Raw genomic sequence first — 12,499 nt, 5'->3', positions numbered from 1 at the left:
GGGGTGGGCATGCGGGAGTGGTCCAGGGGAGCGAGATGATCCGGCGGCCCGTCGGGGCCGGTGCGGCGCGGGCGGGGGCCCGCCCGTGGCAGGTTAGCGGCGAAGTCGCTCAGCGACCGCGCAGGCGGCGCACGAGGATGCTCGCGTCGCCGCGCGCCTCGAGGTCGGCGAGGACGACGGCGACGGCCTCCCGGACGATCCGGCCGCGGTCCACCGCGAGCCCGTGCTCGCCGCGCAGCACCAGCCGCGCGTGCTCAAGGTCCATGAGCTCCTCGGCGGAGACGTAGACCGTGATCTTCTCGTCGTGGCGCTCCCGCCCGCTGGGCCGGCGGTTGGCGGCCCGCCCGCGCCGCCGGGGCGCGGCCGGCTCGACGGCCCGGGAGCCGGCGGCAGCGGCGGCACCGCGCGGCGCCGGGCGCTCGCGCCCGTCCGCGGCCGGCCGGCGCTCGGCGGCGTCCTGGTCGGCGGCCCCTTCGGAGGCGGACGGGGGAGCGGGCGCCGCGTCGGGCTCCGCGGCGGCCGGCCCGGGCACCCGCGCGGAAGCGGGGGCGGGGGCGGAAGCGACGCCGTCGGCGGGCGTCTTGGCCTGTCTGCGGGGGGCCGAGGACTGGAGCCCCACCCCTCCGGTGGTGCGGAACAGCTCGTCGGCGCCGGGCAGACTCACTCGGCGTGACACCGGGCGAGCACCTCCCTGGCGAGCTGGCGGTAGGCGGCGGCGCCCACGGAGTTGGAGGCGTACGTGGTGATGGGCTCGCCGGCGACGGTGGTCTCCGGGAAGCGGACGGTCCGTCCGATGACGGTGTGGTAGACGTGGTCGTCGAACGCCTCGACCACCCGCGCGAGCACCTCGCGGCTGTGCACCGTCCGCGAGTCGTACATCGTCGCGAGGATGCCGTCGAGCTCCAGCTCGGGGTTGAGCCGCTCCTGGACCTTCTCGATGGTCTCGGTGAGCAGGGCCACGCCGCGCAGCGCGAAGAACTCGCACTCCAGGGGGACGATCACCTTGTGAGCCGCCGTCAGCGCGTTGACGGTCAGCAGGCCGAGCGACGGCTGACAGTCGATCACGATGTAGTCGTAGTCGGCCATCAGCGGCTTGAGCGCGCGCTGGAGCGTGGACTCCCGGGCGACCTCGCTGACGAGCTGGACCTCGGCGGCGGACAGGTCGATGTTGCTGGGCAGCAGGTCCATGTTGGGCACCGCGGTCTTCAGCAGCACCTCGTCGGCCGACATCCCGCGCTCCATCAGCAGGTTGTAGACCGTCAGGTCGAGCTCCATCGGGTTGACGCCCAGTCCGACGGAGAGCGCGCCCTGCGGGTCGAAGTCGACGAGCAGCACCCGGCGGCCGTACTCGGCGAGCGCGGCGCCCAGGTTGATGGTCGAGGTGGTCTTGCCGACCCCGCCCTTCTGGTTGCACATCGCGATGATCTTCGCCGGACCGTGGTCGGTCAGCGGGCCCGGGATGGGGAAGTACGGCAGCGGACGGCCGGTGGGGCCGATGCGCTCACGGCGCTGGCGGGCCGCGTCGGGGGCCAGGGTGGCCGCGTACTCCGGGTCGGGCTCGTACTCCGCGTCGGGGTCGTAGAAGTGCCCGTCGGGCACTTCCTCGTAGTCGGCGAGACGGGCGGGATCACCGCCGCGGTCGCCGGCCATGGCGTTCACGTGTAGACCGTCCATGCTCGGGTGGGCTGTCGTCATGCTCTGGATGTCCTGCTGTGCCGCGAAGGTCTGGACGGCGACGGAGCCGACAGCGTGGAGCCCCACGGGGCTCCGGCCCTGCGCAGGCATTCCTGGATGACCACCCCCGGGAGCAAATGTCGACTCATTCACAAGTCGTCCTACCTCCTTGGTGACCAGGAAACATCTAGATAGGTCAGCGTGGCACCATGCCGACGGTCTGCGACTCTATGGCGTGTCGGCGGTCCGCAGCAACACAATCCGCCGGAGACGGCACGATGTGTCGGCAATCGAACACCCTTCTGTCAAGGGTGTTCGGGGTATCACCCGCAAGTTTTCCGAACGGCGGTCACCTCGGGAAAACCGGCCCGAATCCGGCACCAAACACGGCCGGCAGGGCCTCGTGGACGAGGCCCTGCCGGATGTGATTCCCCTCGGGGACGGTTTGACGCCTCAGCCGAGCAGCGCGCTCAGTTCGACGTGCGCAAGGCCGTGCGCCTCGGCGACGGGGCCGTAAACGACCTGTCCCTCATGGACGTTGAGGCCCTTGGCGAGCGCGGCGTCCCGGCTCAGCGCCTCCTGCCAGCCACGGTTGGCCAGCTCCACGATGTAGGGCAGCGTGGCGTTGGTCAGCGCGTAGGTGGAGGTGTTCGGGACCGCGCCGGGCATGTTGGCGACGCAGTAGAACACGGAGTCGTGGACGGTGAAGGTCGGCTCCGCGTGGGTGGTCGGCTTCGAGTCCTCGAAGCAGCCGCCCTGGTCGATCGCAATGTCGACAAGTACACTTCCGGGCTTCATCTTGGCGACGAGCTCGTTGGTGACCAGCTTGGGGGCCTTGGCGCCCGGGATGAGGACGGCGCCGATGACGAGGTCGGCCTCGGTGACGGCCTTCTCCAGCTCGTAGGCGTTGGAGACGATCGTCTGCACCTTGGTGCCGAAGACCTTGTCGGCCTCGCGCAGCTTGTTGATGTCCTTGTCGAGCAGGGTCACGTGGAAGCCCATGCCGACGGCGATCTGCGTGGCGTTCCAGCCGGAGACACCGCCGCCGATGACCACGGCCTTGCCCGCGTGGGTGCCCGGGACGCCGCCCGGCAGCACGCCGCGGCCGCCGGCCGAGCGCATCAGGTGGTACGCGCCGACCTGCGGGGCCAGCCGGCCCGCGACCTCGGACATCGGGGCGAGCAGCGGCAGCGCGCGGTTGGCGAGCTCGACGGTCTCGTAGGCGATGGCCGTGGTGCCCGACTCCAGCAGCGCGTCCGTGCACTCACGGGAGGCGGCCAGGTGCAGGTAGGTGAAGAGGGTCTGGCCCTTGCGGAGGCGGTGGTACTCCTCGGCGATCGGCTCCTTGACCTTCAGGAGCAGGTCGGCGGTCGCCCAGACCTCGTCGGCGCTGTCGAGGATGGACGCGCCGGCGCCGGTGTACTCGGCGTCCGTGATGGAGGAGCCCAGACCGGCCCCCTTCTCCACGAAGACCTGGTGGCCGTTGCGCACCAGCTCGTGCACACCGGCGGGGGTGATGGCCACGCGGAACTCGTTGTTCTTGACCTCGCGGGGGATGCCGACCTTCACGTCGATCACGGTCCTTGAATCAGGGGGTTTCAGGCTAATCCGGAAATGCCACGGCATACCAGAGCAGACCGCGTCGATCGCGGCGCAACCAGTCTAATGAAGGATGTCGAGCTGTCTAGCCTTGCAAAGCAACAAACTTTTCCGGAACTGCCATCGCTTTCGCAGGTTACCCGGCGTGTACCCGTCAGGCATCCGGCTCAAGCCCGCCCCGCGAGCCCACGGGGTGCCGCGGCTACGCCGGATCCGCGCCCCCGGCCTCACCCGTCCCCGCCGCCACGGGCGCCTCCGCCGGCCCGCTGAGCAGGGCTTCCGCCGTCCGCAGCTGCGCCTCGGCGCCGGCCGGGTCGGCGAGCCGGCCCAGGGCGTCCGCCAGCCGCAGCCGGACGGCGGCCTCCAGCCGTCGGTCGCCCGCCCGCCGCGCGCACTCCGCCGCCTCCAGGCCCGTGCGTACCGCGTCCTGCGGCCGGCCCAGGTGCTCCTGCGCCACCGCCGCCTCGCTCAGCGCCCGCGCGTGCCCGGGCAGATCCCGCAGCCGGCGGCAGGCGGCCGAGGCGGCACGCCAGGTGCGCAGCGCCTCGCCCCACTCCCCCGCCAGGGCGTGCACCGCGCCGAGCCGCCCGTACAGCCGCGCCTCGTCGGCGAGTTCGCCGCGGGTGAGCCGCAGCTCCAGGGCCCGCCGGTACCAGTCGGTGGCCCGGGCCCAGTCCGCCAGCTCCTGGTAGGAGGCGGCGATCGACTCCATGGAACGGCTCGTCGCGTACGGGTCGCCGCACGCGCGCGCGGCCTGCAACGCCTCGCGGTAGCGGTCGAGGGCCATCCGGACGCGCCCGGCCCCGGTGTCCAGGTCGCCCAGGTTGAGCAGGGCGGCCGATTTCTCCAGGGCCATCTCCCGGCGGTCGGCCACGTCCAGCACCAGCCGGTGCAGCCCGTACTGCTCGGGTCCGGCCTCCTCGGGCGGCAGGTGCGCGGAGAGCGCCCGGGTCAGCGCGGAGACCAAGCGGCGGGCCAGGGTGTCCAGGCCGCCGTCCTCGACGGCCAGCCGGGCGGCGGCCAACAGCGCGGGCAGCCGCGAGCGCAGCCACTCCTCCGCGACCCGGGCCGAGGGGAAGCGCAGCGGCCGGGGCAGCTCGGCCACCCGGCGGCGGACGGTGGGGTCGGCCAGCTCGGCGGCGGCCCGGCAGGAGTGCAGCTGGCGGACGACCCGTTCGAGCATCCGGGCCCGGGCCAGCTCCACCTCGGCGGGCCGGTCCTGTGTCTCCAGCAGCGCCCGCAGCAGCGGGGCCAGACAGCCGGGCACCTGATACTGCGCGGGCAGCTCCCCCGGCGCCCCCGGCACGCCGTCCACCGGCACCGGGCGGAGCAGGCCGCGGGCGACGAAGTCGTCCAGCGCGGCCTGGGCGGCCGCGACCGAGCAGCCGGCCAGCGCGGAGGCGGTGTGCGCGTCGGCGGGCCCGGCGGGGGCCAGCGCGAGCAGCCGCAGTATCCGGGCGTCGAGCGCGGGCAGCGCCTCGTAGGCGAGCCAGAGGGCGCGGGCCAGGGGGCGGCCGGTGGTGCCGTCGTGGCCTTCGGGGACGGGGAGTTCGCGCAGCCGCCGGGCCGCGTCGGCGACGGACATCTTGGGGTGGGCGGCCAGCCAGCCGCCGACCAGCACCAGCGCGGCGGGCTGCCCGGCGCACTCCTCGACCACAGCGCCGGCGGCCATCGGATCGCAGGTGATGCGGGTGGGTCCGGCGAACCGCTCCAGGAGGTCGACGGCGGCGGCGGTCTCCAGCCCGCCGAGCGTGCACGGCCGGACGTCGGTGACGCCGGTCAGCGGCCCCCGGGCGACGGCGACGACGAGACAGCCCGGTTCGTCGGGCAGCAGCGGCTCGACGGAGGCGGCGCCCGACGCGTCGTCCAGGAGCAGCAGGACGCGGCGGCCGGCCAGGGCCGCGCGGAGGGCGGCGGTGAGCTCGTCCTCCTCGGCCCCGGCGGGCGCGGTGGCGGTGGCGCCGAGGTCGGCGAGGAGGGCGCGGGCGGTGCGGTCGGTGGGGACGGGGGTGCCGTCGGCGTCGGTGAGGCGCGCGCGGAGTACTCCGTCCGGGTAATCCCTCTCCAGCCGCCGGGCCAGCTCCTCGGCGAGCGCGGTGCGCCCGGAACCGGGGCGTCCGGCGATCAGCAGCACCCGGCTGCGGGGCGGTTTTCGGCCGGAGAGGGTGTCCAGGCCGGTACGGGCGATGTCCGCCCGAAGCTCTTTCAGTTCCCGGTCGCGGCCGGTGAACAGGCCCGCGCCGGTGAGCGCGACGCCCGTCACGGGCGCGTCCGGGCGGCGGGGGCGCACGCCGGGGCCCACCCGCTCCGGGCGGACCACCGCGAGGTTGTCGGTCTCCACGACCCGAGCGTAGTTGAAACGAGCGCGGACCCGCGGACGCCGGGCCCGGACTCATATGACGATCCCCTTTTCAGCCCGGCACCCAGCCCGTCTGGGGGCACCCCCTCTGGGGGAGTTTGAGGACAACCGCGCGGAGCGCGGTTTCGGGGGGTGCGGGGGCCCGCCCCCGCAAGAAACGGGAAGGGGCGGGACTGGGGCAACCCCCCCCCTACGCCTCGAACGGCCGCGCAGGCCAAGGAGCATCGGCCGGCCGCAGAGCGTCGATCCCGTCCCCGGCCCGAGCGGCGCTCAGAGCCAGCACCCCCACCGCGAGACACGTGTTGTGCAGCTCACCGGCGAGCACCCCACGCACCAGATCCACGAGCGGCACGCGAGCGAGCTGCATGTCCGCCTCCTCCTCGGAGACCTCGAACCGCTCCCCCTCCACGGCGGACAGATCGCGGGCCAGGAAGATCCGCAGCGCCTCGTCGCAGCCGCCGGGCGAGGTGTAGACGTCCGTCAGCACCCGCCAGTCCTCGGCCTTGACGTGCGCCTCCTCGTAGAGCTCGCGGCGCGCGGCGTTCAGCGGGTTCTCCCCGGGGACGTCCAGCAGCCCGGCGGGGATCTCCCAGAGCCGGTGCCGTACGGGGTGCCGGTACTGGTTGATGACCAGCACCCGGTCCTGCTCGTCGAGGGCGAGGACGGCGACGGAGCCGGGGTGCACCTGGTAGTCGCGGTTGACGCGGCTGCCGTCCGGCATCACCACCTCGTCCGTGCGCGCACTGGTCTTGGCCCCGACGAACGGCGTGGCCGAGGCGGTGACCCGCCACTCCTCGGCGGTGTCCTTGATGCGCATCTACGTCCTCCAGAACTCAAGAAACACAAAAACCGGGGTGAGGCCCTCCGCGAAGGAGGGGCTCACCCCGGTCAACCGTACAGATCAGCCCTGCTGACGCCGAACGGCGGCCTTCACCAGACCGGCGAACAGCGGGTGCGGCCGGGTCGGCCGGGAGCGCAGCTCGGGGTGGGCCTGGGTGGCGACGAGGTACGGGTGCACCTCGCGCGGGTACTCGACGTACTCGACCAGCTTGTTGTCCGGGGAGGTGCCGGAGAAGACGATGCCCGCCTTCTTCTCCAGCTCCGCGCGGTACGCGTTGTTGACCTCGTAGCGGTGGCGGTGGCGCTCCTCGACGTACGGCTGGTCGTCGTAGACCTCGCGGACGATGGAGCCCTCGGCCAGCTTGGCCGGGTACATGCCCAGGCGCATCGTTCCGCCCAGGTCGCCCTCGCCGGCGACGATGTCCATCTGCTCGGCCATGGTGGAGATCACCGGGTGGGCGGTGGCCGGCTCGAACTCGGTGGAGTTGGCGTCGGTGATGCCGGCCAGGTTGCGCGCGGCCTCGATGACCACGCACTGGAGACCCAGGCAGAGACCCAGCAGCGGGACCTTGTTCTCACGGGCGTAGGTGATGGCGCCGACCTTGCCGTTGACGCCACGCTCGCCGAAGCCGCCCGGGATGCAGATGGCGTCCACGTCGGAGAGCTGCGCCTTGGCACCGGCGGGGGTGACGCAGTCGTCCGAAGTCACCCATTTGATCTTCACCCGCGCACGGTTGGCGAAGCCACCCGCTCGGATGGCTTCCGTGACCGAGAGGTAGGCGTCCGGCAGGTCGATGTACTTGCCGACGAGCGCGACGGTGACCTCGTGGTCCGGCTGGTGGACGCGGTCCAGCAGGTCGTCCCACTGGGCCCAGTCCACGTCGCGGAACGGCAGGTCGAGCTTGCGGACGACGTAGGCGTCCAGGCCCTCGGCGTGCAGCACCTTCGGGATGTCGTAGATCGACTTGGCGTCGATGGCGGCGACCACCGCGTCCTCGTCGACGTCGCACATCAGCGAGATCTTGCGCTTGATGGCGGTCGGGACCTCGCGGTCGGCGCGCAGCACGATCGCGTCGGGCTGGATGCCGATGTTGCGCAGCGCGGCCACCGAGTGCTGGGTGGGCTTGGTCTTCAGCTCGCCGGAGGGGCCGATGTAGGGCAGCAGCGAGATGTGCACGACGAAGACGTTGTCGCGGCCGACCTCGTGACGGACCTGGCGGACGGTCTCCAGGAACGGCAGCGACTCGATGTCGCCGACCGTGCCGCCGACCTCGGTGATGACGACGTCGACGTCCTCGGTCGCCATCCGCCGGATGCGGTGCTTGATCTCGTTGGTGATGTGCGGGATGACCTGCACGGTGTCGCCCAGGTACTCGCCGCGCCGCTCCTTGGCGATCACGGAGGAGTACACCTGGCCGGTGGTGACGTTGGCGCTGCCGTCGAGGTCGACGTCGAGGAAGCGCTCGTAGTGGCCGATGTCCAGGTCGGTCTCGGCACCGTCGTTGGTGACGAACACCTCGCCGTGCTGGAACGGGTTCATCGTGCCCGGGTCGACGTTCAGGTACGGGTCGAGCTTCTGCATCGTCACGCGCAGACCCCGGGCCTTGAGCAGCGCACCCAGGCTGGAGGCGGTCAGCCCCTTGCCGAGCGAGGAGGCGACACCCCCGGTGACGAAGAGGTGCTTGGTCGTCGTGGGCTTAGCGGCAATGGCCAAAGGGGGTCTCCCGTGGTCGCGAGGTGGAGGTGCGTACCGGCGCTCACCCGGCGTCTTTGCGGGGGTGCCGTCGCTGCGGTCGAGGGGTCTTGCGCCCACCGGTCCACGGGGTACCAGGGTATCAGCGCCCCGGGGCGGGCGCCGCCGGTGACGCGGCGCGACGGGCCCGCGGACCGTGCGTCACGGGCGCGCGCCCCCTGGGTCCCGGGCCACCCATTCGGCACAGATTCCCCGGCCAACCGTCGCGCGTCGCCCAACTCGGCGTCGTATCCTGCACGGACACACGGAGCGAGCCGGCCGGCACGGCACCCCTGAGCCCCAGCCACCGCTGGGAGGTGTGCACCCACCCCTTCCGGAACATGAGCTCGTCGAAGATCGCTTGACCGCCAGAGGCCCCCTTGGGGTCACGATGCCGTTCGACTGGAGATGACGTGGCCGGGCGTATCGAGGATTACGCACTCATCGGCGACATGCAGACCGCCGCCCTGGTCTGCAGGGACGGCACGGCCGACTGGCTGTGCCTACCGCGGTTCGATTCCCACGCGGCGTTCGCCGGGCTGCTGGGTACAGAGGAACACGGCTACTGGCGGATCGGCCCGGCGCACCCCTCGGGGGCCGCGCCGCCGCGCGCCGACCGCCGCCGTTACCGGGGCGACTCCCTGGTCCTGGAGTCCGAGTGGGACACCGCACGGGGAACCGTCCGGATCATCGACTTCATGCCCCCGCGCGACGGGGCGCCGCAGCTGATCCGGATCGTGGAGGGCGTCAGCGGCCGGGTGCCGATGCGCTCCGCGCTGCGGATGCGGTTCTCCTACGGGCGGGTGGTGCCCTGGGTGCACAAGGTCGGTGACCGCACGGTGGCCGTCGCGGGCCCCGACTCGGTCTGGCTGGACACCACCGCCGACACCTTCGGCAAGGACCTGACGACCTACTCCGACTTCACCGTCTCCCCCGGCGAGCGGGTGGCCTTCACCATCAGCTGGCAGCCCTCGCACAGCGGCCCGCCGGCGCTGCCCGACCCGGACGGGGCCCTGGAGGCCACCGAGGAGTTCTGGCGCGAGTGGGTCGAGCACTGTACGTACCACGGCCCCTACCGGGACGCCGTCGTCCGCTCGCTGATCACGCTCAAGGCGCTGACCTACGCGCCCACCGGCGGCATCGTCGCCGCCCCCACCACGTCCCTGCCGGAGGAGATCGGCGGCGTCCGCAACTGGGACTACCGCTTCACCTGGCTGCGGGACGCCGCGATCACCCTGTCGTCGCTGCTGCGCACCGGCTACCGCGAGGAGGCCCGCGCCTGGCGTGAGTGGCTGCTGCGGGCCGTCGCCGGCGACCCCGAGAACCTCCAGATCATGTACGGGATCGCGGGCGAGCGGGAGCTGAGCGAGGCGGAGCTGTCCTGGCTGCCGGGGTACGAGAACTCGCGGCCGGTCCGGGTGGGCAACGGCGCGGCCGGCCAGCTCCAGCTGGACGTCTACGGCGAGGTCACCGAGGCCCTGCACCTGGCGCATATGACGGGCCTGGCCCGCAACGACTACGCGTCCCTCCTCCAGCTGCGGCTGATCGGCTACCTGGAGGACCACTGGAACGAGCCCGACGAGGGCATCTGGGAGGTCCGCGGCCCGCGCCGGCACTTCGTCCACTCCAAGGTGATGGCCTGGGTGGCGGTGGACCGCACCATCAAGCTCATCGAGTCCGGAGACGTGGACGGCCCGCTGGAGCGCTGGCGGGAGCTGCGCGACGACATCCACCGGGACGTGTGCGAGAAGGGCTACGACAAGGAGCGCAACACCTTCACCCAGTCCTACGGCTCCAAGGAGCTGGACGCCTCGCTGCTGCTCATTCCGCAGATGGGTTTCCTGCCGCCGGACGACAAGCGCGTCATCGGCACCATCGAGGCGATCCAGCGCGAGTTGTCCACCCCCGACGGCTTCGTGCTGCGCTACCCGACGGCGGGCGAGCACGCGGGTGTGGACGGTCTTGAGGGTGACGAAGGGGCCTTCCTGGCCTGCTCGTTCTGGCTCGCCGACGACCTGGCGATGATCGGGCGGGTGGACGAGGCGCGGCAGCTCTTCGAGAAGCTGCTGGCCCTCCGCAACGACCTCGGCCTGCTCGCCGAGGAGTGGGACCCGCACCTGAAGCGGCAGGTCGGCAACTTCCCGCAGGCGTTCAGCCACGTTCCGCTGATCGACACCGCGCTGCGGCTGACGGCGTCGAGCGCCTTCGGCGGCTGACGCCGGACGGACGGGCGGGCCCGACGGCCCGCCCGGGCCCTCGCGTGTCGGGGCTCAGTACTTCTTCACGCCCACGTGGTCCACGATCAGCCGCCGCCTGTCGTGGTCGAACGCGAAGTGGATCCGGCCCACCTCGTTGTGGGACGTGGCGTCGCGCACCTTCACATGCGGCAGGCCGTCGCGCCGGTCGTCGCCGTCGTAGGAGAAGTAGCGCAGTTTGCGGTCCTTCTTGATGGTCAGATCGCTCGTCGCGACCGTCAGCCCGTGCTGTTCCTTGAACCAGTGGGTGATACGGGGCATCTTCTCGGGCCGCCCGTTCGGCTGGTCGTAGAGGTCGACCGCGGCCTTGGCGAGCGTGATCAACTGCTGGGTCATCTCGTCCGGGTGGGGATAGCCGGACGAGCGCCAGGAGCGCTCGGCGCCGGCCGTGAACACGATCCGGTGGTCGGCCGCCTCCTCCAGGGCCCGATAGGTGGCCGCCGGGTCGGCGGGGTCCAGTCCGGGCACCTCCTCCCAGGGGTCCGCGGGCTCCCCGGCCTTGGGGTCGTCGCGTTTCACCTCCCGCACGTAGAGGTCCCTCCAGTACTCGGCCTCCCGGCGGGCGGCGTCGGCGTCCCCGGCGGCCTCCAGCCGGGTGGTGAGCGCCTGGGCCTCGCCCTCCCAGAAGGCGACGTCCGCCTCCAGGCGGGCCACCCGTTCCTCGTAGACGTCCAGTTGCCGGGTGACGTCGCCCGTCGCGCGGGCCGCCGCGAGGCGTTCGGCGGCCCGCCGGGCGGCGGTGCCCCGGGCGGCCCGGCGCGCGGCCTCCCAGCCGCGGTCCGATCCGCGGGCGACGACGGCGAGTTCGCCGAGGGTGCGCATCCAGCGGAAGCGGGTGGCGGGTTCGGTGATCTCGGCGCGGGCGTACGCGGGGTGGCTCAGCGCCGGCAGCGGCCACACCAGCCGGGCGCCGCCGTCCGGCACGGCGGCCTCCGGCAGCAGCCGGCACAGCTCCCGGGACGTGCCGTAGTTGAGGGTGACGACCTGGGCCAGGCCGATCAGTTCGCCGGCCGCCTGCCGCGCGGCGGTCCAGGCGGCGTCCTCCCGGGGGTGCATCAGCAGGATGGGCAGCCGGGTGCGGCCGGCCAGCGACTCGGCGAGCACGGCGGTCTGCGCGGTCTCCCGGATCCGCTCGTACCGCCCGGTCACCCGCTGCCCGAGGACGTGCAGCCGGAGCGCCTCGTCGGCGGCGACCGTCCGCAGCAGTCCGGGCCGGCGCAGCATCGGGTCCTGCACGGGCGCGATCCAGCCCCCGTCGACCTCCCGGCCCATCACCACCCGCAGGCCCACCCGGCCCGCCACGGAGGAGACGGTGATGCGGGTGACGAACCGGCCGACGTCACCGTCGAGCGGCTGGGTGACGGTGACCCGTACGGCCGTCGCGTCCGGTGGGCCCTCGACGGCCCACTCGACCGTACGGCCGCCGTGCAGCGGGCGGGGGCCGCCGGGGGCCGTCAGCTCCTCCACGGCGGGCCCGTCCCCCGCGGGCCCGCTCAGCCAGACGCCGACGTGCTCGCGTACCAGCGGGAAGGGGTCCGCGCCCGGGAAGGTGCTGACTTCGGCGTCGAATACGTAGAGCGGCTGCATCGTCATCCCCCGAGGTCCTGGCTCGACCGGCCGTCGCCGGATCCGGGTCACCCTGCCTATCACGCGGTCGCGGCGGGGCACCCGACTATGCGGCAACTGCCGCGGTGGCCAGGGTCCTTCTGCTATGTAGGTGCCGCCTCATGTCCGGTGGGGGGGGGCGGCCGGGCCGCCGCTGCGGGCTCCCGGCTCACTCCTGCCGCTCGTCCACTACGGGGCCCGGGCGCCGTCGCTCGGCCCGTAGGGGATTCCCGGCGCCGCCGCTCGACCCGTAGGGGGTTCCCGGGCTCCGTCACTCGGCCCGCAGGGGTTCCCGGGCGCCGCCACTCGGCCCGTAGGGGATTCCCGGGCGCCGCCAGTCGGCCCGCAGGGTTTCCCGGGCGCCGTCGCTCGGCCCGCAGGGGTTCCCTGACGCCGTCGCCCCGCCCGTACGGGCGCCCGGGAACCCCTACGGGC

At 72.9% G+C, this 12,499-nt stretch carries 8 protein-coding genes; 1 reads left to right on the top strand and 7 read right to left on the bottom strand.

All coding sequences use genetic code 11. The features are described from left to right. Window positions 1-109: 109 nt before the first annotated feature. The 6 genes from ACSNOK_RS23160 to ACSNOK_RS23135 all read right to left on the bottom strand — a co-directional run bounded on the left by ACSNOK_RS23160 (window position 110) and on the right by ACSNOK_RS23135 (window position 8,186). The gene (locus ACSNOK_RS23160; protein WP_436782678.1) at window positions 110-676 is read right to left on the bottom strand and encodes a hypothetical protein; all 567 of its coding nucleotides are present in this window, start codon (window positions 674-676) and stop codon (window positions 110-112) included. Then, on the bottom strand, window positions 661-1,785 hold the full coding sequence (locus ACSNOK_RS23155) for a ParA family protein (RefSeq protein WP_078588259.1): 1,125 nt from the start codon (window positions 1,783-1,785) through the stop codon (window positions 661-663). Before ACSNOK_RS23155 ends, ACSNOK_RS23160 begins: the two co-directional genes overlap by 16 nt. Before the next feature lie 342 nt (window positions 1,786-2,127). Then, window positions 2,128-3,243 (bottom strand): alanine dehydrogenase, encoded by a 1,116-nt coding sequence (gene ald / locus ACSNOK_RS23150; RefSeq protein WP_436782679.1) that lies wholly within the window; start codon window positions 3,241-3,243, stop codon window positions 2,128-2,130. Between the two features lie 232 nt (window positions 3,244-3,475). Continuing rightward, the gene (locus tag ACSNOK_RS23145; protein ID WP_436782677.1) at window positions 3,476-5,614 is read right to left on the bottom strand and encodes a tetratricopeptide repeat protein; all 2,139 of its coding nucleotides are present in this window, start codon (window positions 5,612-5,614) and stop codon (window positions 3,476-3,478) included. Window positions 5,615-5,822: 208 nt separating this feature from the next. Then, window positions 5,823-6,449 carry an NUDIX domain-containing protein gene (locus ACSNOK_RS23140; protein ID WP_436782676.1) on the bottom strand — a complete coding sequence of 209 codons (627 nt, stop codon included), beginning with the start codon at window positions 6,447-6,449 and terminating at the stop codon, window positions 5,823-5,825. A gap of 84 nt (window positions 6,450-6,533) precedes the next feature. Next, entirely contained in the window at window positions 6,534-8,186 is a 1,653-nt protein-coding gene (locus ACSNOK_RS23135) for a CTP synthase (protein ID WP_436782675.1), read from the bottom strand. Window positions 8,187-8,617: 431 nt separating this feature from the next. Here ACSNOK_RS23135 and ACSNOK_RS23130 point away from each other — a divergent pair, with 431 nt between their 5' ends. After that, window positions 8,618-10,420 carry a glycoside hydrolase family 15 protein gene (locus tag ACSNOK_RS23130; protein WP_436782674.1) on the top strand — a complete coding sequence of 601 codons (1,803 nt, stop codon included), beginning with the start codon at window positions 8,618-8,620 and terminating at the stop codon, window positions 10,418-10,420. Window positions 10,421-10,474: 54 nt separating this feature from the next. Here ACSNOK_RS23130 and ACSNOK_RS23125 read toward each other — a convergent pair whose 3' ends face one another. Continuing rightward, a complete protein-coding gene (locus ACSNOK_RS23125; RefSeq protein ID WP_436782673.1) occupies window positions 10,475-12,052 on the bottom strand; it encodes a hypothetical protein in 1,578 nt (525 codons plus the stop codon). Window positions 12,053-12,499: the final 447 nt, after the last annotated feature.

It is taken from the genome of Streptomyces sp. URMC 126 (genome assembly GCF_051386555.1).
Lineage (GTDB): Bacteria > Actinomycetota > Actinomycetes > Streptomycetales > Streptomycetaceae > Streptomyces.
Note: the sequence above shows the minus strand (reverse complement) of the source record. Positions and strands in the feature narration are given on the sequence as shown.